Below are 24,987 nucleotides of genomic sequence, written 5' to 3'. Positions count from 1 at the left end.
TATTTTCAAATAAATTTTGTTTTGCATGCTCTCTTCTTTTAAGATAATGGATCATTTTTCATTAACTTATAGTCCAGTCATTCCAGTTTGCACGGATTTGTGCTAATGAGTGCCCTTGCGCCAAAAAAGTCCATAAAAGTAGACGCGCTTTTACGGCTGATAAATAACCAGACATGAGAGCACCAGAAGCAATCATATCGATTTCGGAGCCTTTATAGCCATAAGTTATACGAGTTGTTGAGCCATTACAACAACGACTAGCAATAATGATTGGTATTTTTTGTGCATATTGTTGTACAAGGTCTGCTTCTTGAAAACTACAGTGCCCCGCACCAAAACCAGCAATAACAACTCCAGCATAATACCCACTTTCAAGGCATAGTTTCATTAATTGTGCACCAGATGATAAAGAGGAATAGAGGAGTGCAATTTGATGATCATGGTTTTGGGGAAGATCAAACGTTGTCGGAAAAAATTTTCGATCATTGAAATAAATAAGTTTTCCCTCTAAAATAGTTCCTAAAACACCTGCAAGACCTGATTGAAATGTTTCGACTTTGACGGTATGGCTTTTATAGAGCCAATAAGGTGAATGAATTGCATCATTTATGACAACGAGAACGCCCCTGTTACGACTTTGTGTGGCTGCTGCGACACGAGTGGCTGCTAAAATGTTTGCGGGGCCATCGGCGCCTGCTTCATGAGGCATGCGCATAGCGCCGGTTATGATGAGTGGTTCGGCTTCTTTCCAATAAAGAGAAAGAAAAAAAGCTGTTTCTTCCAGAGTATCAGTCCCTTGTGTTAAAACAATACCTTCTGCACCAGCGTTTATTTGTTGTTTTGCCCACTTAATTATTTCAAAAAGCATTTGAAACGATAAAGATCCACTTGGTATTTGCATTAATGTTTGTGCATGAATATCAGCAACGTTATTTAAATCAGGAACACTTTTTATGAGGTTATCTGAAGTTAAAGTCGGTTGCATGTGACCAAAACTATCAGCAGTCATTGCAATTGTTCCACCTAAGGTCCCTATGGCTATTTTTTTCATAATTTTCCTCTAAAAAGCACAAACTGTTTATATAAAGCTATTTAGCAGTAATTTACATTGACAACAATGATATCATTTTTCCATTTTCAACAAATTGAGTTATGCTGAATCATTGTGTTTTGCTGTATATGTTCTTAAATAGGACAATAGTAATTGAGTTTTACATTGTATGAAAAGAAATCAATATTAAAAAGTAAAGTTAATATTAAGGAGTTTCCTTATGACAGAACATAAGCCAGACATAATGTATGGTACAACAATTATTACGGTACGAAAAGGTGGACAAGTCGTGATGGCTGGGGATGGTCAGGTCTCTCTTGGACAGACAATTATGAAAGGCAATGCACGTAAAGTGCGTCGTCTTGGAAAGAACGGAGTGGTTATTGCTGGTTTTGCTGGTGCTACGGCAGATGCTTTTACATTACTGGAGAGATTGGAAACAAAGCTTGAACAATATCCTGATCAGCTTATGCGTGCTTGTGTGGAACTTGCAAAAGATTGGAGAACAGATCGCTATTTGCGTCGTCTCGAAGCAATGATGCTCGTGGCTGATAAGAAAGTAACTTTGGCTCTAACAGGGCTTGGTGATGTCTTAGAACCAGAAGATGGGGTTATGGCAATTGGCTCTGGAGGAAATTTTGCTCTTTCAGCAGCGCGTGCACTCATGGATTTGGATTTAGATGCAGAAACTATTGCTCGTAAAGCTATGGCTATTGCCGCTAAAATTTGTGTTTACACCAATGATCATTTTACGATTGAAACATTGGATGCAGAATTATCTTCTTTAGAGAAAGCTATTTAAATGTGTGTTGTATTTTCCCCTCGTGAGACTGTTTCTGAACTTGATCGTTTTATTATTGGCCAAAATGATGCCAAACGCTCTGTAGCTATTGCATTGCGCAATCGGTGGCGTAGGCAACAGCTTGATGAGCCGATGCGTGAAGAAGTTATGCCAAAAAATATTTTAATGATAGGGCCAACAGGTGTTGGTAAAACAGGAATCGCACGTCGATTAGCAAAACTTTCTGGAGCACCTTTTGTGAAAGTAGAAGCGACGAAATTTACTGAAGTTGGTTATGTGGGACGTGATGTTGAGCAAATTATTCGAGATCTTGTTGAAATTGCCATTTCTCTTGTGCGTGAAAAGAAACGGGATGAAATAAAAGAAAAGGCTCACGTGAATGCTGAAGAGCGGGTTTTAGACGCCCTTGTTGGTAAAACAGCAAGTCCTGCTACCCGTGATAGTTTTCGTAAAAAATTGCGTGAAGGTGAATTGGATGAGAAAGAGATTGAAATTGAAGTCGCCGATAATAATAGCAATAGTGCTTCAACCTTTGATATTCCTGGTATGCCTGGGGCACAAATGGGTATTATGAATTTATCAGATATTTTGGGCAAAATGGGCAGTCGTACAAAAGTCCGTAAGACGACAGTAAAGGATTCTTTTAAACCGCTCATTGATGATGAATCTGAAAAACTCCTTGATCAGGAGCAAATTATTCAAGAGGCGCTTCGTGTTGCTGAAAATGACGGTATTGTTTTTATCGACGAAATTGATAAAATTGCAACTAGGGATGGTGGAGCAAGTGTTGCGGTTTCGCGTGAGGGCGTTCAACGGGATCTTTTGCCTTTGGTTGAAGGAACAACAATTGCTACAAAATATGGGCAAATCAAAACAGATCATATTCTTTTTATTGCCTCAGGTGCATTTCATGTTTCCAAGCCATCTGATTTATTACCGGAACTTCAAGGACGTTTGCCCATCCGTGTGGAGCTGAACCCTTTAACAAGGGAAGATTTACGGCGCATTCTAACGGAACCAGAAGCTAGTTTGATTAAACAATATATTGCTCTTATGGCAACAGAAGAGGTTCATTTGGAAATTACCGATGATGCAATTGATGCTTTAGCAGATATTGCTGTAGATTTAAATGCAAGGATTGAAAATATAGGGGCACGTCGTTTGCAAACAGTGATGGAGCGCGTTTTGGATGAGATTTCTTTCACTGCACCTGATAAAGCTGGAACATCGTTTAAAATTGATGCTGCTTATGTGAGAAAATCTATTGGCGAGCTTGCTGCTGATATCGATCTTTCACGTTTTATTCTTTGAAAGTTATTGCTTGTTCTGTTTATCTGCGTGCTTCGATAATTTTGAAACCATGGGCTTGTTCATGTATCAACACTGTGCGGAAAATATTTTTTAATAATGTTTCATAAGGCAGGTGGCGGTTTGCAACAAAAAGCAGACTGCCGCTTGGCTTTAAGCACTTTGCAGCATTTATAATAAAATTTTTTCCTAATGAAACATCTGTTGTTTGTTGTGTGTGAAACGGTGGATTTGAAATGATTGTGTCATATAGATTTGTGATAGGTTCATGTACAAGGTCATGCCAATAAAAATGAATTGGAAAAGGAGCTGTTATGGATTTAAGGTGCTGTTTTGCTGCTCTCAAAGCATTGTAGTCTGCTTCATAAAGGTCGAGAGCGGTGAGTTTTTCACTTCTTTCAAGCGCAACGTGAGAAAGATAACCCCATCCAGCACCAAAATCAGCCGTTTTTCCAGAAATAATTTTGAGCATATAAGAAGCAAGCGCAGCAGATCCTGGATCAATACGTCCGTGTGAGAACATACCAGAAGTGGTTTGAAATTTACCAAAAGTGAGCGGTGGTGAGCGCAATTGCGCAATGTTATGTCTCTCAATTTGTTGAGGAACTTGCAACCAAAATACAAGACCATGATTTTTAGACAATTTATTGGTGATGGGAACAATTGTTTTGACCCATTTCATCATTGAAGCAGCACCAGCAATTTTATCCCCACTGATTACAATCCATCCATTGGGTTTAACGCACTCTAATAAATCAAGAAAACAATTTTGGTTCAAACCACGATATTTGCTCAAATGTAAAAATGCACCATCATAGCTGAAAGTTTTATCTATTTGAGGAGAGCAGTGAAATTGAGTATCGACAAATTTTAAAAAATCTGGTCGCCAAGGCGTAATAACTTTTAAATTTTGTGCCCATTCTGGAGCTGGGATTTCTGTTAAACCAAAACTTAGCCAACACTGGTTTGGATCAGGATACGGGAGTTCATGATTTTCAAAAGGCAAAAATAATAACACATATGACTCTTTCAAAGAAAAATGCCACTCCAATGTTGGGATGGCATTTCATGATACGATAAGAGGAAAAACTTACTCTTCTTTCTTACGGCGGCGCTTATTTTCAGGTTGTTTTTTTTCATCCACGCACTTTTCTTCATTCATCGCTTTATCACTGGTGATTTCCTTTCCGGTTGTTTGATCAACGACCTTCATTGATAACCGAACTTTTCCACGCTCATCAAAGCCCATTAATTTAACCCAAACTTTGTCACCTTCTTTTACAATATCTGTTGTTTTGGTGACGCGTTCTGATGCAAGCTGAGAGATATGAACGAGTCCATCACGAGAACCAAAGAAGTTTATAAATGCACCAAATTCTGCAGTTTTTACAACTGTTCCTTGGTAGATAGCACCAACTTCAGGCTCATCGACAATAGAATGGATCCAACGTTTTGCTGCTTCAATGGTTTTAGCATCAGCAGAAGCAATTTTAATGGTACCATCATCTTCAATATTAATTTTTGCTCCAGTTTGTTCCACGATTTCCCGAATAACTTTACCACCAGAGCCGATAACATCACGGATTTTATCGACAGAAATATTCATAACTTCGATTCGTGGAGAAAATTCACTCAGCTCAGCACGTGCACTGGTTAAAGCTTTCGCCATCTCATTAAGGATATGGATTCGTCCACCTTTGGCTTGTTCAAGCGCGATTTTCATAATCTCTTCGGTAATACCATCAATTTTGATATCCATTTGCAAGGCAGTAATACCATTTTCTGTTCCTGCGACTTTAAAATCCATATCTCCAAGATGATCTTCATCCCCTAAAATATCAGAAAGAACAGCAAAGCGTTCTCCTTCTTTAATCAAGCCCATAGCAATACCAGCAACAGGGCGTGCTAGAGGAACACCAGCATCCATAAGAGCAAGTGAGGTTCCACAAACCGTTGCCATAGAAGAAGAGCCATTGGATTCAGTGATTTCTGAGACAGCACGAATGGTATAAGGAAAAGATTCTTTCGTTGGTAACATGGGGTGAATTGCCCGCCATGCCAATTTGCCATGTCCAATTTCACGACGACCTGGAGAACCAAGGCGTCCCGTTTCACCCACTGAAAATGGTGGAAAATTGTAATGGAGAAGGAATGTTTCCTTATACATTCCTGTCAAAGAATCAACATATTGTTCATCTTCACCAGTTCCCAATGTTGCAACGACAATCGCTTGTGTTTCTCCGCGGGTAAAGAGTGCTGATCCATGTGTGCGGGGTAAAATACTTACTTCTGATTGGATAGGGCGTACGGTAGAAAGATTGCGTCCATCAATCCGCTTTTGGGTATCAAGAATGTTTCCGCGAACAATTTTTGCTTGCAACTGTTTAAATACGGTTGCAATTTGATCTGCACTAAATTGACAGTCTTTTTCTGGTTCTGGCATAAATTTATTGAGGATTTCTGTCTTTAGTGCATCAATTGCAGCATAACGTTCTTGCTTATCAGTAATTGTGTAAGCCTTTCGTATATCCTGTTCTGCCATTTTCTGCATCGCTTTTTCAAGCTCAGAAAGATCTTCAGGAACAAAATCACGAGGATCTTTTGCAGCAACTTCAGCAAGCTTTATAATGGCATCAAGGACAGGTTGAAGGCCTTTGTGACCAAACATTACGGCCCCCAACATGATATCTTCCGGTAATTCTTGTGCTTCTGATTCAACCATCAAAACAGCACTTTCTGTTCCAGCAACAACAAGATCAAGTTTTGATTCAGGCATTTCATCGATATGAGGATTAAGAATATATTGTCCATTACAATAGCCAACGCGGGCACCGGCTATAGGCCCCATGAAAGGAACACCTGACAGGGTCAATGCGGCAGAAGATGCAATCATCGCAAGGATATCGGGATTGTTTTCGAGATCATGCTGTATAACGGAAACAATAACTTGTGTATCATTTTTATATCCCTCAACGAAAAGGGGACGAATTGGGCGATCAATCAAACGTGAAACCAAAGTTTCATTTTCACTTGGTCGACTTTCACGTTTTAAATAGCCCCCAGGTATTCGACCAACAGCATAGGATTTTTCTTGATAATTAACGGTGAGTGGAAAAAAGTCCTGGTCTGGTTTTGGGATTTTGGCCGATACAACGGTAGCTAAGACAATCGTTTCTCCATAGGTAGCAATCACTGCACCATCAGCTTGACGCGCTATTTTCCCTGTTTCAAGGGTGAGCGGACGCCCGGCCCATTCAATTTCTATCTTGTGCGTTTTGAACATTTTTTATCCTTAATGACCAGTGTTTAAATCTTTGATTGCTCACATTCTGGTTTTGCGTAGCATACTTCCAAGATCTGGGGTGGACAACATACTTTTTATCTTTGTTGCAAGAAAAGAGAAGTAAACTGCTTAAATGCGAAACGATGAGCAGTTCTATCCCATAATAACTTATCAGTTTTTAAAATTTTTAATTAAAAGCAACACGTTGAAAAAATGGGTGTTTTTTAAATACCACTTCCATTTTTCTTTTAGCGACGCAAACCTAATTTCTTTATAAGTGTCTGATAACGATTTTGGTCAACTCCTTTAAGATAATCAAGAAGACGCCGACGTTGAGATACCATCTTCAAAAGACCACGACGAGAATGATTATCTTTTTTGTGAGATTTAAAGTGGTTTGTTAAATTAGAAATACGTTCAGAAAGTACAGCAATTTGCACTTCTGGTGATCCTGTATCACCAACTTTGTTTGCGTATTCTGCGACAAGAGCTTTTTTACGTTCAGCTGTAATCGACATCGTATTATCCTTTCCAAAAACGAAGAAACATAAAGCCACCCATAGCCGAGATGTCGTTCAGCAAGGGTCTGTGAGAAAACAGGAAAAGTCGAAGACTCTTACCATTTTCGTTCTTATATAGGAAAGAAGGTTAAAATACTAGTCCTTGACAGCATTTTGAAGTCTTTCTTTAAATAAAAGCTTTTGTTTTGAAATATTGATTTAAATAGAGTTTTATGAGAAGTGTTTTAAACAATTATGCATCCTTTTGATACAAAGATTATGAGCGTGTATGTGGTAACAAAAGTGATAAATACCGTTGGAGGAAAAAGATGCAGAGCATTTCAACATTAAAACTTTTTCGTAATTCGGTATTTCGAAATTTATGGTCATCTACTCTTATTTCTAATTTAGGGGGGCTGATACAGGCTGTTGGAGCAGGGTGGTTAATGGCGTTGATTAGTTCTTCGCATTCCATGGTTGGGCTCGTTCAAAGTGCCACAACATTACCACTTGTTATGTTTTCTTTGATGGCAGGGGCATTAGCTGATAATTTTAATCGGCGTCAAATTATGTTGTGTGCACAGATTATGATGATGGTCATATCGATGAGTTTATCTGTTTTAGCCTATATGGGATTTCTAACACCTTGGCTTTTGTTATGTTTTACGTTTTTGATTGGATGTGGCACAGCTTTTTATAATCCTTCTTGGCAAGCAACGATAGGAGATATTGTGAGCAGGGAAAATATTCCTGCTGCTGTTAGTTTGAATAGTGTTGGCTTTAATTTGATGCGGAGTGTTGGTCCTGCTATTGGTGGTGCCATTATTGCAACTTTAGGGGCATCGGCTGCTTTTTTGTTTAATGCTATAAGCTATATTCCTCTTATTGGTGCGTTGTTTTTCTGGAAGTCGAATTATGAAAACAACTCATTGCCACGAGAAAGGCTGTTAGGAGCTGTCTCAGATGGTTTGCGTTATGTTGCGATGTCACCTAATCTCTTAAGTATTATGGTTCGAGCGTTCCTTTTCGGTATAGGAGCAATTTCGATTTTAGCACTTTTGCCAATTGTTGCACATAAAGTTCTTGGAGGAAGTGCCCTTCTTTATGGTACATTGCTCGGTTGTTTTGGGTTAGGAGCCATGACCGCAGGTATTATTAATGCAGTTGTACGGCATCATTTTCGTTCAGAAACAATTATTGCAAGTGCATTTATTGGTTTTGCCTTTTCTTGCTTTTTATTGGGAATCAGCCGTTCCCTGATTATAAGCCATATTGCTTTATTTCCTGCAGGGTTATGTTGGGTTTTGGCATTATCATTGTTTAATACATCTGTACAACTATCTACACCACGCTGGGTTGTTGCACGTTCTTTAGCACTTTATCAAACGGCATCTTATGGGGGGATGGCTATTGGAAGTGCAATCTGGGGAGTTTTGGCTGATGGTTATTCTCCAACAATTGCTTTGAGCGTTTGTTCTTTATTCTTGATTTTTGGTGCTCTTGCAGGGGTAAAATTTAGAATTCAAGAAATTCCTCAGATAGATTTAAATCCTCTTGATCATTTTAGAGAGCCGGAACTATTACTCGACCTCAAAGCAAGAAGTGGCCCGATCATGATAATGATTGATTACCAAATTCATGAAAATGAACTCGAAGAGTTTCTCAAAGTGATGACGCGTCGACGCCATATTCGATTACGTGATGGTGCGCGTCAGTGGGTCCTTTTACGAGATCTTGAAAGACCTGAATATTGGACAGAGGCTTATCATATGCCAACATGGGTAGATTATTTACGCCATAATCATCGTCGCACAAAAGCGGATGCAGAAGTCAATAAACGTCTGCGTCATTTAAATTGTGCTCCTAACGGTATAAGAGTGCACCGTATGATTGAACGCCAAACAATACCTCAAGCCAATGAGATGCTTTTAAAAGTTTCCTCTGATCATCTCCCTTAGGGTTAAAACAGTTTTTGTAAATATTACATATATTAATATTATTTCGATCAATTTGTTAGCGTAATCATAAAAAAATTGTTGTTTCAATATTTAATGAATTGATTTATAATGGTTATTTTTCATTTTTCATGTTGAGTGATAGATTCTGAAAATCTTAAGCTTTTCTCGTTTCAAATCTATTTAGAGTAAATCAGTCCATATCTTTGCTTGTACATTATAAACGAGGACTAAAGTATGAGTAAAAAACGATTGAAAAAGAAATAAAAAGCCTTTTATGAATCCTTTAAATGCAAGGATTGTTGCGACATTAAGAGGAAAAAGTGTGTGGTGGTGTTAGCTTATAGCACTGACTTAAATTTTGATATGAATACGGTAAATATAGACAATGAAAAGCACCATATTTTTCTTAATTGATAGAGAAAAATATCTTTCCGCAAAAGGTGGTTGGGAAAAGAATCGATTAAATTGTGAAAATCCGCTTTGGTTTAAATAGACCTTTGTCGAGAGTGCCAATAGCAAGAAGTTGTTCCTTATAGAGGACACAAATTTCCTCTTCATCAAGAGCTGCTTTGTGATGATTCAAGAGGATAGAATGGCCTCTTATAATTCTCTGTGCTTGAGTTTCATTAAGGATATAGTGAGGGAGGCAATCCAATGCGGCGCTTGTGTCAATTAAGAGCCCATCGAGTGTTGAGAAGTTTTTTTCAAAAGAACGATTATTCTCATCTGTAGTGTTTTTATTTGGCGGAATGGCCGCTTTTAGTTCCTCCCATGTAATGAGATCTTCTTCATCAAAAGGTGCGACGGCAATACGTCTTAAATCAGCAATATGCCCATAGCAACCGAGATCACGTCCCATATCGCGTGCTAAAGAGCGCACATAAGTTCCTTTTCCGCAGGTTATTTCAAAGACAGAATGCTCTTTAGTAGGCATTTCTAATAACTTGAAAGTTTCTATTTCCACTTCACGGGGCGGAATTTTAACAACTTCCCCTTCACGCGCTAAATCATAGGCACGATTTCCAGCAATTTTGATTGCTGAAAATTGTGGAGGTGTTTGCAAAATAACACCTGTATATTGAGGAAGAAGAGCAAGTATTTCTTCTTGTGTTGGACGTATGAGAGAAGTTTTCGTTATTTCTCCTTCTAAATCATCTGTTGAGCGCTCTTGCCCCCAAGCAATATGAAAACGGTAAGTTTTTTTGCCTTGCATCACGTAAGGGACGGTTTTGGTTGCTTCGCCCAATGCAATGGGAAGGAGACCAGAAGCAAGAGGATCAAGTGTACCCGCATGTCCTGCCTTTTGAGCATGGAAGAGCCATTTGATTTGTGAGACAGCTTCTGTTGATTTCATTCCTTTTGGTTTATCAAATATGACCCAGCCAGAAACAGGACGCCTCTTTTTCTTGTGTTGCCGCGCCATATCTTTAATCCTCATCTGTATCACTATGGTGAAGATCGCGCGCAACCTCAGGCGAGCGAAGGAGGGCATCAATTTTTGAAAAATTATCAAAACTATTATCAAGTCGGAAACGCAGTTCTGGCATATATTTCATTTGTCGCAACGCATGACTGATTTCTCCACGGAGAAAACGACTATGTTTATTGAGGGTATCAACAACATCGGTATGAGAAGCATTTTTAAGAGTGCTGAGAGGTGATACAAAGCAAGTAGCAATTTTTAAATCTGGTGACATGCGTACTTCAGAGACAGAAATAACAATATCTTTTAAGATATCATCAAGCAAAATATCACGCTGTAATATATGCGCTATTGCATGACGTACTTGCTCTGCTACTCTAAGTTGCCGTTGTGATGTCCCTGCATTTTTCATCAAAGTTTTATCCTTGCTACAAGATCTCTTTTTTGACCATTTAGATAAGGAAAAAGAGATATTGTGTATAAAACCTAATAACTTTTCTCATTTCACAACAGAGTAAAGTTATTGGATTATTTTATAATGTGCGATTAATATGTTCGATACGGAAGGTTTCAATGATGTCTCCTGCACGCATGTCTTCATAATTTTCAAAGGCTATCCCACATTCTTGACCACTTTGCACTTCATTGACTTCATCCTTAAAGCGTTTGAGTGTTTTCAGCTTTCCTTCGTGAATAACGATATTATCGCGGATAAGGCGAACACCGGCTCCTCGTTCTATTTTACCTTCTGTAACACGACATCCTGCAACTTTTCCAATTTTTGTAATGTTAAAGACTTCTAGAATTTCAGCATTACCAAGGAAAGTTTCACGCTGTTCTGGTGAGAGTAATCCAGACATAGCAGCCTTGATATCGTCAACAAGATCATAAATGATGTTGTAATAACGAATTTCAATTCCTTGTGTTTTAGCAAAATCACGTGCCTGCTTATTGGCTCGAACATTAAAGCCAATTACAGCAGAGTTAGAAGCTTCTGCAAGAGAAATATCACTTTCGGTAATTCCTCCAGCACCAGAATGTACAATACGCGCACGAACCTCGTCATTTCCGAGTTTTTCCAATGCTGAAGCGATTGCTTCAATTGATCCTTGAACATCTCCTTTTATAATAAGAGAAAAATCCTTAACACCAGTCGTTTGCAATTTTGTCATCATCTGTTCAAGAGAACCACGCGAACCAGTTTGCCGCGCAACAGCTTTATCACGTGCTAATCGTTGCCGATATTCAGAAATTTCACGCGCTTTTGCTTCATGTGTGACAACAGCAAAACGATCTCCGGCTTGTGGTGTTCCTTGCATGCCTAAAATTTCAATTGGTGTAGAGGGAACGGCCTCTTTGACATGGCGGCCATGGTCGTCAATCAAAGCACGTACACGACCCCATTCATTTCCAGCAACTATAATATCAGAAGGGTGTAATGTACCTTTTTGAACAAGAACTGTTGCAACAGACCCACGTCCGCGATCCAATTTGGCTTCAATGATAACGCCCTCTGCAGTTCGTTGAGGATCTGCTTTCAGATCAAGCATTTCAGCTTGAAGAAGGATAGCTTCGAGAAGTTTATCAAGATTTTGACCAGTTTTAGCAGAAACTTCAACGTCCAAAGTTTCTCCGCCCATAGTTTCAACAAACACTTCATGTTGTAGAAGTTCTGTACGCACTTTTTGTGCATTCGCAGCTGGTTTATCAATTTTGTTGATAGCAACAATGATAGGTACACCAGCAGCTTTCGCATGATTGATTGATTCAATCGTTTGAGGCATAACACTATCATCAGCGGCTACAACGAGAACAGCAATATCAGTAACACGAGCTCCGCGTGCACGCATAGCGGTAAATGCAGCATGACCTGGTGTATCAATAAAGGTAATTTTTTGACCGTTTTGTTCTACTTGATAGGCACCAATATGCTGCGTAATACCTCCTGCTTCGCCAGAAACAACATTTGCTTTACGAATAGCATCCAAAAGAGAAGTTTTTCCGTGGTCAACATGGCCCATAATGGTTACAACAGGGGCGCGCTGCTGCATGTTTTGAGGATTATCTATTATATTAAAAATACCTTCTTCTACGTCAGATTCTAAAACACGTTTAACAGTATGGCCAAATTCAACAGCGATGAGTTCGGCAACATCTGCATCAATAACATCGCCAGGTTTCATCATTTGTCCTTGTTTCATCAAGAATTTAATCACATCAACAGAACGCTCAGTCATACGTTGTGCGAGCTCTTGAATGGTAATCGTTTCAGGAAGAACAACTTCGCGAGAAATTTTTTCTCTTGGTTCTTGATTTTGTGCACGCTTAAACTTTTCCTGTCTACGCCGCATTGCAGCCATTGAGCGCCCACGTGCGGTTCCTTCTTCATCCAGTGCACTATTCAGAGTTAGCTTTCCACGTCTCCGCTCATCAGCTCCTTTGACAACTTTGGGTACACGTATTTCTGACTTAGCAGGATTAGCACGTCGACTATGCCGTTCTTCCTCTTTATTGTCATCTATTTTGCGTTTTTCAACCACGGTTGTGTGTTTAGGCGCAATAGGAATATCTGTCTGTTCAATGAGAGGGGGAACAGGTGGAGTCTGTACTGGCAATATTTCTTCTTCTTGTTGGAGATGTATTTCTTTTTCTTTAATTTCTTGCTGTAAAATTTCTTCACGCTCTTTAGCGCGTCTTGCTTCTTCTTCGGCTTGTTCTCGCGTTATTTTTTCTTGGATATGTGCTTCTTCTAACGCGCGAAGTCTCGCTTCCATTTCAGTTGATGAAAGATTGCTTTTGGTCACAGATTCTTGAGGCTTTTTCCCCTCAAAACGCGGTTTAGAACGCTGGGGGGCCACATGCGGCTTTGTAATGGGCTGTAGGGTTTCAGCTTTTTCATCAGGTCGCGTAATTTTACGCCGTTTGGTTTCGACAACGACAGCCTTCGTACGGCCATGACTAAAATTTTGTTTAACCGTGCTCGTTTCCAAGACAGACCTCTTGAGAGTTAGTGTCTTCTTGACGGTTGTTTTGTCGTTGTTATTTTCACTCATTGTACTTCCTTCACGGCTTGTGCCGTCATCTCACTAGACTTACTATGCTTGTCGTCACGATAGCTGATCAATTTACATGTTGTTTTGAGAAATCCTTCAGCAGCTTTTGTGTCCAGTAAGGCCGCGTGCATTACAGGATTAGAGCCAAAAGCCACTCGCATTTCATCACTTGTAAATAAAGATATGGTTTTTATAGTCCGATTTGTTTGTTGTTGTATTGAATGGATGGCCTGTGCAATTTTTCGTTTCCCATCTTCTGTTGCTTCTTTAGCATGAAGTACAAGAATAACTTTACCAGAGCGGATAGCAGCGTCAACCTTTGTTGCTCCCATAACAATTGCTCCCGCTTTTCGTGCCATGGAAAGGCTTGAAAGAGCGGCTTTTAGTAAAAGCGTATCAACAATATGCACAAGATTTGGTGCAACCTCAACATCTGTTTTAAAATTTCTATGAAAAGCTTTCTGTTTGATTGCTTTCTCAATAACAGCGTGATGGGCAGAAATCCAAACGCCACGCCCTGGTAAATTCGCTTTAAGATCAGGAACAATTTGGTTATTGGGACCAATAACAAAACGGATCAGCGTTTGTGCTGAAGCATTTTTTCGGGTCACAATGCAAGTCCGTTCGTTCATTTAAAGTGTATCCACATCCAAATCATCTGTTTTTTCATTTTCTGCAGAATTTTCATCTTCTACAGGACTTTCTGTAACAAGATCAGCTTGGTCTATCCAGCCTGCTTGTACACGTGCGGCTAAAACCATAGCTTCTGCATCTGCGCGTGTAATGTCAAAAGGGGTTAAAATACCAGAAAAATTCTGTGTTTGACCTTCTTTACGTTCTCTCCAACCAGCTAAATCATCAACGGCATAGCCAGCAAAGTCTTCTATTGTTTTTACACCATCTTCACCTACAGCAACCAACATAGCACTTGTCATTCCAGGAAGTGTTCGCAATTCGTCAGAAACTCCAAGCTTTTTGCGTTTTTCATCAAGTTCTTTTTCTTGATGATCAAGATATTCGCGGGCACGACTTTGGATTTCAGCGGCGGTATCATGGTCAAAACCATCAATAGAAGCGATTTCTTCAAGATCAATATAGGCGATTTCTTCAATAGAAGAAAAACCCTCTGATGCCATAACCTGTCCGATCATTTCGTCAACCTCTAAGGCTTCCATAAACAATTTACTCCGTTCAGTAAATTCTTTTTGACGATTTTCAGATTCTTCCTTTTCCGTTAAAATATCAATGTTCCATCCTGTTAGTTGCGAAGCCAAGCGAACATTTTGCCCACGTCGTCCAATAGCAAGGCTAAGTTGATCATCTGGCACAATAACTTCAATCCGTTCAGCATCTTCATCAAGGATGATTTTAGAAACTTCAGCAGGTTGCAGTGCATTAACGACAAATGTTGCCGCATCAGGCGACCAAGGAATAATATCAATTTTTTCGCCTTGTAATTCAGCAACAACAGCTTGTACACGACTTCCTCGCATTCCAACGCACGCTCCAACAGGATCAATGGAACCATCACGTGAAACAACGGCGATTTTAGCCCGTGAACCTGGATCACGAGCAACAGATTTGATTTCTATAATACCATCATAAATTTCTGGTACTTCCATAGTGAAAAGTTTTACCATAAATTGGGGATGTGTGCGTGAAAGGAAAATTTGCGGACCACGCGTTTCACGGTGTACATCATTGACAAAAGCACGAATGCGATCTCCATAGCGGAATGATTCACGAGGAATTAATTCATCACGGCGAACAATAGCTTCACCGCGCCCTAGATCAACGATGACGTTACCATATTCCACACGCTTAACTGTACCAGAAATAATTTCACCAACTTTATTTTTGAATTCTTCATATTGCTGATCGCGCTCTGCATCGCGTACTTTTTGTACAATAACCTGTTTAGCAGATTGTGCTGCGATACGTCCAAAATCCATAGGAGGTAAAAGATCAGCAAAAAAATCACCAATTTTTGCTTCTGCTTGACGTTTGAGAGCATCAGACAAAGTAATTTCCGTTGTATAGTCTTCAACGACATCAACGATTTTAAGCAGGCGCTGTAATTTAATTTCACCTGTTTTAGAATTGATTTCAGCACGAATATTGGTTTCTTGACCATAACGAGAACGTGCTGCTTTTTGAATAGCATCAGCCATCGCAGAAATGACAATTTCACGGTCGATTGACTTTTCACGTGCAACAGCATCTGCAATTTGCAGAATCTCAAGCCTGTTAGCGCTTGTAGCCATCAATTTTCTCCTTCTTTGTGCCACACGATGGGTATTTCCCAGTGATATTATTTTTTGAAATTGAGCGTCTGTATAGAGTCGTTAGCGTTCTCTTCGGCAATGAATTGTTGACTTAAATCTTTATTTTGTTTCAATGCATCGCGAATAAGCTCATCGGTAAGCACTAAATGCGCATTTATGATATCACAAAAGGAAATAGGGGTATACATGGCTTCTCCATAAGCAGCTTTATCAGTGTTTAAAATAAATCCATCTTGCGTGATATTTGTAAGTGTCCCACGAAATTTTCGGCGCCCATCAATTGTTATTTTGGTTTCAATTTTTGCAAGATGCCCTTGCCAATGAAAAAAATCAGATTTTCTTACCAATGGACGATCAATTCCAGGTGATGAGATTTCTAAATGATATTTGCGTTCAATAACATTTTGTACATCAAGGAGGGGAGAAACTGTTCGACTAACAGTTTCACAATCTTCTATGGTCATAGAACCATCGGCACGCTCAACCATAATTTGAAGTGTTAAACCATTTTGACCAAGAAGTTTCACACGAACCAAACGAAAACCTAAAGGTTTAAGTAGTGGTATGACAAGAGCAGCAACCTGTGCTTCGATACCATCTTCTTCAAATAGGCGCGGTTCGTCAAGATTGCTTATTTTTTCAGCTTCGTTCATACATTTTATCCAAGTTAGTTTCATCAGTTTTATGATATTAAAAAAGAGCGGGTCCAACGGCCCACTCTTCATCATAAGACCAAGAATTTAACTATTGATACTCTTAAATTCAAAATTTTTCAAGTTGTTTATGAGAAAAGCGCTTGATCATTTATTTCTTGATAAAGGTAAGATAGGCAGGCGTTCGTCCTTCGCGTAAAGCTTTTGCTTCATAGCGGGTTCCGCTCCATAGTGGATAAGGGAGTTTCCAGTCTTGAGGGCTTTCTGCTTTCCATTCAAAGTGATCATGTTGTGCACAATGGTACAAAGTCCAGTTTACATAACTGTCTATATCGCTAGCAAAGCGCAAAAATTTCCCTATTTTAAGAACACGAGCAAAACGGTTAAGATTTTTTATGTTGATGAAGCGTCGTTTCCAGTGTTTCTTTTTCGGCCAAGGATCAGGATAGAAGAGGTCTATTCCATCAAGCGAGTTATCAGGGAGCCAATCAAGAAGGCGTGTAGCATCATCATTATAGAGGCGAAGACGATTTTGATGGTTTTGATGCTGTTCAAGAGACGATAATATTTTTGCCATGCCATTGATAAAGGGCTCGACGCCGATAAAACCGGTTTTTGGAAAATATTCCATTTCATGAAGTAAATGTTCACCTCCACCAAAACCGATTTCAAGTCGAATTTCTCTTACTTTGCTTGAAAATAAGGATGTAAGGTTTAAGGGAGGAGGGACATTTAAATCAATATTCAAACTGGGGAGAAGCATTTGTATACGTGTAAGCTGACTGTCTCGAAGTTGTTTTCCTTGTCGGCGTCCAAAAAATGCTTCACTCTTACGTATATTATGTTTAATCATGGGATTTGGATCATTGTTTGAAGCGTTTTCACGAGATCAGTTTTTTCCCATGAAAACGAACCATCGTGTTTTGGTTTACGACCAAAGTGACCATAGGCAGCTGTTTTCGCATAAATAGGTTTATTGAGGTCAAGATGTTTTCGAATGCCGGTAGGTGAAAGGTCCATTATTTTGCGGATGGCTTCTTCAATAACCTTTTCATCGACTTTTCCTGTTCCATGAAGATTAAGATAAATAGATAAAGGTTGTGCAATACCAATTGCATAGGAGAGTTGAATGGTGCATCTTTCTGCTAAATGAGCAGCAACAATATTCTTAGCCAGATAGCGTGCCGCATAGGCAGCAGAACGATCAACTTTTGTTGTATCTTTTCCTGAAAAAGCACCGCCTCCATGGGGTGCTGCACCTCCATAAGTATCCACAATAATTTTGCGTCCCGTTAATCCGGCATCGCTTTGAGGGCCTCCAATGACAAATTTTCCTGTTGGGTTAATATACCAACTGCATTGAGCTGCAATGGGAATGTCATGTAAAGCTTGGCGAATGTAAGGCTCAACCACTGTACGTACTTTATTCGAATCCCAGCTTTCATCAAGATGCTGCGTTGAAAGAACAATGGATGTGACCTCTATTGGTTTTCCATTTTTATAACGTATGGTTATTTGGCTTTTAGCATCTGGTCCTAATTTTCCAGTTTCTCCCTCTCCTTTATGACGAGCTGCGGCAAGAAGTTTGAGAATTTTATGCGCATAATAAATTGGCGCAGGCATGAGATCAGGTGTTTCACGGCAAGCATATCCAAACATGATACCTTGATCACCCGCTCCTTCTTCACCATGCCGATCCGTAGCATTATCAACCCCTCTTGCTATATCAGCTGATTGTGGGCGCAAAAGAACATCAATTTTAACAGTTTTCCAATGGAAGCCTGCTTGTTCATAGCCAATGGTACGAATAGCACGGCGCGCTGCTGTACGAAAACGTGTAGGATTAATGAGTGGAAAGCTAGTTTCATCATAGATGAATTCTTTATTTTTATCTTTTTTTAATAGCGTATCGGGAACACGTACTTCACCAGCGATAACAACACGGTTGACACTGACGAGAGTTTCACAGGCAACGCGTACTAACCATGGATCAGTGCCAGTCTTTTCAGCTTCTTTATAGATCATATCAACGATTTCATCGGAAATACGATCACAAATTTTATCAGGATGTCCTTCCGATACCGATTCGCTCGTAAAAAGATAATCTTGATGCGGCATAGGAACTCCTTCAAAAAAGAAAACCAACGATTTAATCAATTGCTTACTAAAGCCGTCACCATTTGCTAATTCTACAGCAAATAGTCAATGCAAATGTATATGAATAAAAGAGAAAAGATATAATTTTAATTTATAACTTATTTGTCAAATCTTCCTCAGAAAGTGCTTTTGCCAAGTCAATAATTTTTCGACGCACTTTAGCATCAGATATATTTGTAAAAGCGCGCATGAGCTGAATCCCTTCGCTGCTAGAACAAAAGTCTATAAAATTGTGTTCACTTTCAGCAAAACCCTCTACTTGTTGGGAGGTAATACCTTTATCAAAAAAGTAAGAAACAGGAACATCCATAATTTCCGCTATCGCTTGAAGACGGCTGGCACCAATACGGTTTGTTCCTTTTTCATATTTTTGGATTTGCTGAAAAGTAATTCCTAATTTTTCACCTAGTTTCTCTTGAGTGAGTCCTAAAATATTACGACGTAAACGGATACGAGTTCCAACATAGATATCTATAGGGTCAGGTTTTTTTCTAGTTTCGGTCATAATGCAACTCTTTATTTCCAGCATTTTTCTTCTAAACCAACATCATATTTATGCGCAGTTGATTTATCATATAATTAAAACAATATGTAATATTTTTTCCCAATATCACTGGTACACGCAACACAATACCGTACAAAGGGCACTTGAATCATTTAAGCTGTTTTGTAAAACCAAAACCAATACGACACAATAGCATAAGGATGAATAAGATAAAAGTAGAGAAAGTTCTGTATTCATTGCTTCCTATAGGGGTAATGGATGATGGAACTTGTGAATCAATAATGCCCACAGCATTTTGTCGAAGAGCTACAACGATTCGTCCATAAGAATCAATAACAGCTGATATGCCATTATTGGCGGCCCGTATGAGGGGGATTCCCAGTTCAACGGCACGAAGCTGTGCTTGTTGAAGATGTTGATAGGGTCCAGGTGTTACACCAAACCATGCATCATTTGTAATATTAATAATTGCTTGAGGCGGGGAGCCTTTGAAAGTCATTTCATGGGGAAATATTGCTTCATAACAAATCAAGGGTAGATAAGAAAATCCGTTTGGCATTGTAACAATTTTGCGCACACTTGCAGCACTATATCCACCAATATTATCAGCAAGGGTACGCAATCCAATTTTTTTCAATAAACTCTGATAAGGAAGATACTCACCAAAAGGAACCAAATGAAGTTTATCGGAAGTATTTAAAATATTACCTTGAGCATTAATGACTGAAATTGTATTAAAATATTGTGTTTGGGAATGAGGTAGATCATTGCTGGCGCGTATTGCTCCAACAATAGCCCATTGTTTAGGTTTTAAAAGAGAGGCAATGCGCATTGTGATAGATGAATTATCATAGAGAAGGTAAGGAACGGAAGCTTCAGGCCATACGATAAAATCGGGTTCTGAATTTTGATCGGTTGTTGGCGTTGCACTTAGCTTCATATGTGCTTCCAACATAGATTCTCGTGTATTATCACGCAATTTTATATTTTGTTGGATGGACGGTTGAACAATGCGCACCCAATAAGCACTTTTTTGATCTTCAGTTGTGTTTTCTATAGTATGAAGACGATAAAACCCAAAACCACAGTGAATGAATATAAGTGATAAGCAAAGAGAAAGTGCCACTTTCTTTTTTTCATCCGTTAATAAAACAGTTGGCAAACTGTAGGCTAAGACAGCAAGAATATTCATTCCGTAAAGTCCTACGATTGCATCAGATTGCATGAACATTGGGGTTGGCATGGCTGTATAGCCAAGAGAATTCCATGGAAATCCTGTGAATAAAAACGCACGCAACCACTCGGATAATCCTAATGCAAAGGCTAAAACAAAAAAGCGTGCTATTCCTTTTGTCCATAATAAACCGACAATGAAACCAGAAAAAAACCAATAAAGAGAAAGGTAGAGTGGAGGGAATAAAATGGCTAATGGGACTGCCCAACCAAAAGAATCTGGATCTGTTAACAAAGCATTGCATAGCCACCAAAGGCCGCAAATAAAATAACTAAAACCAAAGGTTCCACAGCTTAAAGCGTAAGTAAAAAAATGTTTTTTATTGTTTTTGGTGGCCCGTATTGAGTCAAGTAAAACAATAAAGAGAGGGAAAGTTAAAAAGCAAAGAGGTGTTAAATAAAAGGGTGGAAGTGCAAAAGAAGTAAGAGCACCACACAGAAATATCCATGCTTGGCGCTTCCAGCCTGTAACAGAGAACAAAAAAACGATGAAATTGCTTAAAAATGCTGGACTATTCTTTAGGGATGGCATTGTTCTCAAGATTCTCATTTTTGGGAATGCGAAAAATGCGCAATCGTTTAATCCGGCGTTTATCAGCTTCTAAAATACGAAATCTATAGCCAGGTACAGCTTCGACAATTTCACCTTTAGCAGGAATGCGATCAAGAATTGAGACGATCAAACCACCAATAGTATCAACTTCATCACCATATTCCCCTACGATAAAATCAGGACCAAGAGCTTTCTCCACATCTTCTAGTTCAGTTCTTGCATCAACGAGCCATTTATTATTTGGTTCACGTACGATAGCATTGTCGACATTATCATGTTCATCTTCGATATCCCCAACGACTAACTCAACAATATCTTCCATTGAAACGAGACCATCTGTTCCTCCATGTTCATCAATAACTAAAGCCATTTGAGTTCGTGTAGTTTGCATCCGTGTTAATAATTTGCTTGCAAGCATAGAACTGGGAACAAAGAGAACTGTTCGGATCAAATCCAATTCACCGATTGGAGTATGCAAGTCTGTATGGTTTAATTGAAGCAAATCGGATTTTTGTTCGGTTTTTGTTGGGTTGATAATAAAGCGAGTGATGTAGTTAAGAATATCGCGGATATGGATCATGCCGCGCGGATCATCTAAAGTTTCAGCATAAACGGGGATACGAGAATGACCAATTTTTGCAAAACATTTAAGGGTTTCTCCAAGAGAGGTGTTTATTTCTAATGCTTCGATTTCAGAACGAGGTATCATAACATCATCCACGCGTGCTTCACGTAAGCGTAAAATGTTATGCAGCATAGTACGTTCTTCAGGTGAGAAGAGGGCGGCATCTTTTTCATTGTTAGTCGTGAGTGCAACGGTAAGATCATCGCGCAGTGACGTAGATGCACAATTTCGACCCCGTAAGAATGAAAACAAATGATTCATCAGGGAATATTTTTCTGTATGATTCGTCTGCTGAGAGGGGTCTTTTTCATTATTAGAAGATGCTTGATTATTATTTTGTGCATTTATTTTGTTTGCCATGGTTTTGAAATCTTCTAGACTTTCTTTTTTATAATAGATAAATAAGAGGCTTTAAATGGTATGCTGGTAATATTGATTTTAAAAGTTAAATTTTATCATTGATAGACAATTATGCGTAAGGATCTTTTATGGAAAGCTTTTGAAGAATTTCTCTTTCGAGCTTTTCCATTTTATATGCTTCATCATCAGTTTCATGGTCATAACCAAGCAGATGCAAGATACCATGAACAATCATATGTATTAAATGGTCTTGAAATGTTTTTCCTTCTTTCTCTGCTTCGAAAACAACAGTTTCTCGGGCAATAATAATATCACCGAGTATGGGACCAGGTCGATTTCCAACTTTAAGTGGAAAAGCAGGAAAGGATAATACATTAGTAGATTTGTTTTTGTTGCGCCATTGTGCATTGATTTGTGCCATATGTTCATCATCCGTAAAAAGCAGGCTAATCTCGCTTACAACATTTTCCAATGAAACATGATGCATAGTTGCCATTAATGCTTTTTCAGTGATATTATAAAGCATTTTCTCATCATTCCACCCTGCGCTTTTAATCATTATATCAATAATAATCATGATGAATCAAATTCATTTTTTAATGCATCGCATGCGAATGATTTTTTTTTATTTTGTATTTCGGAATCACAATCATAAGCACGAACGATAGCAGCAACAAGTGGGTGGCGTACAACATCTTTTTCATCAAAATGCACAATTGCAATATTTTCTACATTTGAAAGAATGCGAATTGCTTCAATGAGACCTGATTTTTGCCCTGTAGGCAAATCAATTTGGCTTACGTCACCGGTAACAATCATACGTGTTCCTTCTCCAAGACGTGTGAGGAACATTTTCATTTGCATGGGCGTAGTATTTTGTGCCTCATCAAGAATAACAGCAGCATGGGCAAGTGTTCGTCCGCGCATAAAGGCGAGAGGAGCAATTTCTATGACACCAGAGGCTAAAATGCGTTCTATTTTTTCAGCGGGCATCATATCATAAAGAGCATCATAAAGTGGTCGTAAATATGGGTCGACTTTTTCTTTGAGATCACCGGGAAGAAAACCAAGATGTTCTCCAGCTTCAACAGCTGGACGTGAGAGAATAATTCGCTCAATGATACCACGTTCTAGAAGCATTGCAGCATGAGCAACAGCAAGATACGTTTTTCCTGTTCCTGCTGGTCCTACACCAAACACAAGTTCAGTATGCTCCATAGCACTTATGTAAGCGTCTTGTGTTGGAGTTCTTGCATGAATTATTTTTTTATGGGTACTCAACCGAGCTGCTATACGTTTCGTTGCAGATTTGTGTGTTATTGTGTCTTCTTCCTGCTTCTTTGGTATATTTGCCATAGCAATCGCTCCTTTTATATCTGATAAAGTGAGCTCTTGATGTGTTTTGGCACGTTCATAAAGCTGCTGCAATGCATATTGCGCACGTTTTATAACAGAAATATTTCCACGGATTAAGACTTCATTACCACGCGGATGAATACTAAGTTCGAGTTTTTTTTCGATATAAGCGAGATTTTCGTCAAATTTACCAAAAACTGCTTTTGCATATTTATTATTTTCGAAAATCAAAACAACTTGGCTCACATCTGAAGCGCTTGTTTGTTTCAAGGGATCAGCCTTTTCAAGGGACATATTTACTTTTTCTTTAATACGCTTTATTTTTTCGGTTGAAGCTTTCAGCCTATTCTCCATATTTACATAAATATTGCACATTTTGTTAAGTAAACTTTATAAAAGACAATTTTTACAAAAAGTGCACGCTTTAGATGTAATCATTTGCTTTTAAAATAAAAGAGTTTTCCAAAATATTTATTTTTGAACAAGGTATTAGAGGCATGTTTATCTATTTGTCACTTCACCAACAAAACTGTTTGAGCTTGCATTTTTAATATGAATTTCTATCACGCTACCTGTAGAGGCTTCTGTATCGACAACAACAGGTAAAAGCCAAGGGGAACGCCCTACCATTTGCCCTGAGTGACGTCCAGGTTTTTCGATGAGAACGTTCGTTTTTTGATCAATTTTAGAACGCAAAAACGCATTTTGTTGCTCAAGGAGAAGGGCTTGTAAATGTTGAAGTCGGGCATCTTTTACAGATTCATCAACATGATTTTTCATTGTGGCTCCCACTGTTCCAGGACGGGGGGAATATTTAAAAGAATAAGCTGAACTGTACTGTACTTGTTGAATAAGTTTAATGGTTTCTTCAAAGTCTTCATCTGTTTCTCCTGGAAACCCTACAATAAAATCGCCTGAAAAGGCGATATCTGGCCGTGCGGTTCGAATTTTTTCGATAAGATGAAGATAATGAGAGCTTTTGTGTTGTCGGTTCATGGCTTTTAAGATGCGATCTGAACCTGATTGAACAGGAAGATGGAGGTAAGGCATTAACATATCAAGATCTCGATGCGCGGCAATAAGGCTATCATCCATATCACGTGGGTGGCTGGTTGTGTAACGCAAACGCTTTAAACCATTGAGTTTTGCGAGATGATAAAGAAGATCGCCAAGACGCCAAGTTTTGCCATCAGCACTTTGTCCATGCCAACCATTGACATTTTGTCCAAGCAGCGTAATTTCTTTGACACCCGCTTCGATGAGTTGAAGGGCTTCCTCGGTAATTTGCTCGACAGACCGTGATATTTCAGCACCGCGTGTGTAAGGAACAACACAAAAAGTGCAAAATTTATCGCAACCTTCCTGTACTGTTAAAAATGCGCTAACACCTCGTTTTCTTACTGCATGTTTATTATGGGGCGGCAAATGAGCAAATTTATCTTCAACAGCATAGTCTGTTTCGATAATTTTTTTCCCTTGTTTGGCTTTTTCTAACAATTCTGGCAAGCGATGATACATTTGCGGACCAATAACAAGATCCACTGTTGGAGCACGGCGCAAGATTTCACTTCCCTCAGCTTGTGCAACACAACCTGTTACACCAACCATCAGGGGTTTATCAGGTGTGCGCTCTTGACGCATAACGCGCAAACGACCAAGATCAGAATAAAGTTTTTCTGCTGCTTTTTCACGAATATGACAGGTATTAACAAGAATAAGATCGGCATCATTGGGAATTTGTGTTGTCACATAGCCTTGCGAACTGAGGCTATCAGTCATCCGTTGGCTATCATAAACGTTCATTTGACATCCATAGGTTTTGATAAAAACCTTTTTAGGAGCAACAGGAGGCGTATTTTTAGGATTTACTTTATTCATAGCG

At 39.1% G+C, this 24,987-nt stretch carries 21 protein-coding genes; 3 read left to right on the top strand and 18 right to left on the bottom strand.

Annotated features, from left to right (window positions below; translation table 11 throughout):
* Nucleotides 1-61: 61 nt before the first annotated feature.
* The gene (locus ACFINI_RS04625; RefSeq protein ID WP_273790597.1) at nt 62-1,051 is read right to left on the bottom strand and encodes an asparaginase; all 990 of its coding nucleotides are present in this window, start codon (nt 1,049-1,051) and stop codon (nt 62-64) included.
* Between the two features lie 220 nt (nt 1,052-1,271).
* On the opposite strand from ACFINI_RS04625, the gene hslV reads away from it, so the two are divergent.
* Together hslV and hslU are read left to right on the top strand one after the other, a co-directional pair.
* Nucleotides 1,272-1,853 carry an ATP-dependent protease subunit HslV gene (gene hslV / locus ACFINI_RS04620; protein WP_375611823.1) on the top strand — a complete coding sequence of 194 codons (582 nt, stop codon included), beginning with the start codon at nt 1,272-1,274 and terminating at the stop codon, nt 1,851-1,853.
* On the top strand, nt 1,854-3,164 hold the full coding sequence (gene hslU / locus ACFINI_RS04615) for an ATP-dependent protease ATPase subunit HslU (protein ID WP_375611822.1): 1,311 nt from the start codon (nt 1,854-1,856) through the stop codon (nt 3,162-3,164).
* Between the two features lie 19 nt (nt 3,165-3,183).
* Here hslU and ACFINI_RS04610 read toward each other — a convergent pair whose 3' ends face one another.
* From ACFINI_RS04610 to rpsO, 3 genes are all read right to left on the bottom strand, one after another.
* Nucleotides 3,184-4,179, bottom strand: a complete 996-nt coding sequence (locus ACFINI_RS04610; protein ID WP_375646312.1) for a class I SAM-dependent methyltransferase — start codon at nt 4,177-4,179, stop codon at nt 3,184-3,186.
* Nucleotides 4,180-4,251: 72 nt separating this feature from the next.
* Complete coding sequence (gene pnp / locus ACFINI_RS04605) at nt 4,252-6,444, bottom strand: polyribonucleotide nucleotidyltransferase (protein WP_375638359.1); 2,193 nt, start codon at nt 6,442-6,444, stop codon at nt 4,252-4,254.
* Nucleotides 6,445-6,692: 248 nt separating this feature from the next.
* On the bottom strand, nt 6,693-6,962 hold the full coding sequence (rpsO, locus tag ACFINI_RS04600; RefSeq protein ID WP_375611819.1) for a 30S ribosomal protein S15: 270 nt from the start codon (nt 6,960-6,962) through the stop codon (nt 6,693-6,695).
* Between the two features lie 311 nt (nt 6,963-7,273).
* On the opposite strand from rpsO, the gene ACFINI_RS04595 reads away from it, so the two are divergent.
* A complete protein-coding gene (locus ACFINI_RS04595; protein WP_375639495.1) occupies nt 7,274-8,902 on the top strand; it encodes an MFS transporter in 1,629 nt (542 codons plus the stop codon).
* 460 nt (nt 8,903-9,362) lie between these two features.
* Here ACFINI_RS04595 and truB read toward each other — a convergent pair whose 3' ends face one another.
* The 14 genes from truB to miaB all read right to left on the bottom strand — a co-directional run bounded on the left by truB (nt 9,363) and on the right by miaB (nt 24,983).
* Nucleotides 9,363-10,325: a tRNA pseudouridine(55) synthase TruB gene (truB, locus tag ACFINI_RS04590; protein ID WP_375646308.1), complete on the bottom strand. Its 963-nt coding sequence runs from the start codon at nt 10,323-10,325 to the stop codon at nt 9,363-9,365.
* A 4-nt stretch (nt 10,326-10,329) separates the two neighbouring features.
* Nucleotides 10,330-10,737 (bottom strand): 30S ribosome-binding factor RbfA, encoded by a 408-nt coding sequence (gene rbfA / locus ACFINI_RS04585; RefSeq protein WP_375639986.1) that lies wholly within the window; start codon nt 10,735-10,737, stop codon nt 10,330-10,332.
* A gap of 121 nt (nt 10,738-10,858) precedes the next feature.
* Complete coding sequence (infB, locus tag ACFINI_RS04580; RefSeq protein ID WP_375630007.1) at nt 10,859-13,378, bottom strand: translation initiation factor IF-2; 2,520 nt, start codon at nt 13,376-13,378, stop codon at nt 10,859-10,861.
* Entirely contained in the window at nt 13,375-14,010 is a 636-nt protein-coding gene (locus tag ACFINI_RS04575) for an RNA-binding protein (RefSeq protein ID WP_375630008.1), read from the bottom strand. Before ACFINI_RS04575 ends, infB begins: the two co-directional genes overlap by 4 nt.
* Nucleotides 14,011-15,642: a transcription termination factor NusA gene (nusA, locus tag ACFINI_RS04570; RefSeq protein ID WP_375639482.1), complete on the bottom strand. Its 1,632-nt coding sequence runs from the start codon at nt 15,640-15,642 to the stop codon at nt 14,011-14,013. It abuts the gene before it with no gap.
* 47 nt (nt 15,643-15,689) lie between these two features.
* Nucleotides 15,690-16,340 carry a ribosome maturation factor RimP gene (gene rimP, locus ACFINI_RS04565; protein ID WP_375630010.1) on the bottom strand — a complete coding sequence of 217 codons (651 nt, stop codon included), beginning with the start codon at nt 16,338-16,340 and terminating at the stop codon, nt 15,690-15,692.
* Between the two features lie 127 nt (nt 16,341-16,467).
* Nucleotides 16,468-17,169: a tRNA (guanine(46)-N(7))-methyltransferase TrmB gene (locus tag ACFINI_RS04560; RefSeq protein ID WP_375611812.1), complete on the bottom strand. Its 702-nt coding sequence runs from the start codon at nt 17,167-17,169 to the stop codon at nt 16,468-16,470.
* A complete protein-coding gene (gene metK / locus ACFINI_RS04555; protein WP_375613312.1) occupies nt 17,166-18,434 on the bottom strand; it encodes a methionine adenosyltransferase in 1,269 nt (422 codons plus the stop codon). Before metK ends, ACFINI_RS04560 begins: the two co-directional genes overlap by 4 nt.
* Nucleotides 18,435-18,564: 130 nt before the next feature.
* Nucleotides 18,565-18,978: a helix-turn-helix domain-containing protein gene (locus ACFINI_RS04550; RefSeq protein ID WP_375611810.1), complete on the bottom strand. Its 414-nt coding sequence runs from the start codon at nt 18,976-18,978 to the stop codon at nt 18,565-18,567.
* Nucleotides 18,979-19,126: 148 nt separating this feature from the next.
* Nucleotides 19,127-20,761 (bottom strand): apolipoprotein N-acyltransferase, encoded by a 1,635-nt coding sequence (lnt, locus tag ACFINI_RS04545; protein ID WP_375646303.1) that lies wholly within the window; start codon nt 20,759-20,761, stop codon nt 19,127-19,129.
* Nucleotides 20,724-21,749: a hemolysin family protein gene (locus ACFINI_RS04540; RefSeq protein ID WP_375611808.1), complete on the bottom strand. Its 1,026-nt coding sequence runs from the start codon at nt 21,747-21,749 to the stop codon at nt 20,724-20,726. Before ACFINI_RS04540 ends, lnt begins: the two co-directional genes overlap by 38 nt.
* 109 nt (nt 21,750-21,858) lie before the next feature.
* On the bottom strand, nt 21,859-22,326 hold the full coding sequence (gene ybeY / locus ACFINI_RS04535) for an rRNA maturation RNase YbeY (protein ID WP_375646299.1): 468 nt from the start codon (nt 22,324-22,326) through the stop codon (nt 21,859-21,861).
* Nucleotides 22,323-23,447, bottom strand: coding sequence for a PhoH family protein (locus ACFINI_RS04530; RefSeq protein WP_375646404.1), 1,125 nt, complete (start codon nt 23,445-23,447; stop codon nt 22,323-22,325). Before ACFINI_RS04530 ends, ybeY begins: the two co-directional genes overlap by 4 nt.
* A 159-nt stretch (nt 23,448-23,606) precedes the next feature.
* A complete protein-coding gene (gene miaB, locus ACFINI_RS04525; RefSeq protein ID WP_375646296.1) occupies nt 23,607-24,983 on the bottom strand; it encodes a tRNA (N6-isopentenyl adenosine(37)-C2)-methylthiotransferase MiaB in 1,377 nt (458 codons plus the stop codon).
* Nucleotides 24,984-24,987 lie beyond the last annotated feature (4 nt).

The organism is Bartonella sp. AA56HLJMS (assembly GCF_042197145.1).
Taxonomy (GTDB): Bacteria; Pseudomonadota; Alphaproteobacteria; order Rhizobiales; family Rhizobiaceae; genus Bartonella.
This window is presented reverse-complemented; position numbering and strand designations above follow the sequence as displayed.

Excerpts from the sequence above, each read along its gene's own strand:
- ACFINI_RS04625 (WP_273790597.1), bottom strand. The coding sequence starts at position 1,051 with ATGAAAAAAATAGCCATAGGGACCTTAGGTGGAACAATTGCAATGACT.
- hslV (WP_375611823.1), top strand. The coding sequence starts at position 1,272 with ATGACAGAACATAAGCCAGACATAATGTATGGTACAACAATTATTACG.
- hslU (WP_375611822.1), top strand. The coding sequence starts at position 1,854 with ATGTGTGTTGTATTTTCCCCTCGTGAGACTGTTTCTGAACTTGATCGT.
- pnp (WP_375638359.1), bottom strand. The coding sequence starts at position 6,444 with ATGTTCAAAACGCACAAGATAGAAATTGAATGGGCCGGGCGTCCGCTC.
- rpsO (WP_375611819.1), bottom strand. The coding sequence starts at position 6,962 with ATGTCGATTACAGCTGAACGTAAAAAAGCTCTTGTCGCAGAATACGCA.
- ACFINI_RS04595 (WP_375639495.1), top strand. The coding sequence starts at position 7,274 with ATGCAGAGCATTTCAACATTAAAACTTTTTCGTAATTCGGTATTTCGA.
- truB (WP_375646308.1), bottom strand. The coding sequence starts at position 10,325 with ATGGCGCGGCAACACAAGAAAAAGAGGCGTCCTGTTTCTGGCTGGGTC.
- rbfA (WP_375639986.1), bottom strand. The coding sequence starts at position 10,737 with ATGAAAAATGCAGGGACATCACAACGGCAACTTAGAGTAGCAGAGCAA.
- infB (WP_375630007.1), bottom strand. The coding sequence starts at position 13,378 with ATGAGTGAAAATAACAACGACAAAACAACCGTCAAGAAGACACTAACT.
- ACFINI_RS04575 (WP_375630008.1), bottom strand. The coding sequence starts at position 14,010 with ATGAACGAACGGACTTGCATTGTGACCCGAAAAAATGCTTCAGCACAA.
- nusA (WP_375639482.1), bottom strand. The coding sequence starts at position 15,642 with ATGGCTACAAGCGCTAACAGGCTTGAGATTCTGCAAATTGCAGATGCT.
- rimP (WP_375630010.1), bottom strand. The coding sequence starts at position 16,340 with ATGAAACTAACTTGGATAAAATGTATGAACGAAGCTGAAAAAATAAGC.
- ACFINI_RS04560 (WP_375611812.1), bottom strand. The coding sequence starts at position 17,169 with ATGATTAAACATAATATACGTAAGAGTGAAGCATTTTTTGGACGCCGA.
- metK (WP_375613312.1), bottom strand. The coding sequence starts at position 18,434 with ATGCCGCATCAAGATTATCTTTTTACGAGCGAATCGGTATCGGAAGGA.
- ACFINI_RS04550 (WP_375611810.1), bottom strand. The coding sequence starts at position 18,978 with ATGACCGAAACTAGAAAAAAACCTGACCCTATAGATATCTATGTTGGA.
- lnt (WP_375646303.1), bottom strand. The coding sequence starts at position 20,761 with ATGAGAATCTTGAGAACAATGCCATCCCTAAAGAATAGTCCAGCATTT.
- ACFINI_RS04540 (WP_375611808.1), bottom strand. The coding sequence starts at position 21,749 with ATGGCAAACAAAATAAATGCACAAAATAATAATCAAGCATCTTCTAAT.
- ybeY (WP_375646299.1), bottom strand. The coding sequence starts at position 22,326 with ATGATTATTATTGATATAATGATTAAAAGCGCAGGGTGGAATGATGAG.
- miaB (WP_375646296.1), bottom strand. The coding sequence starts at position 24,983 with ATGAATAAAGTAAATCCTAAAAATACGCCTCCTGTTGCTCCTAAAAAG.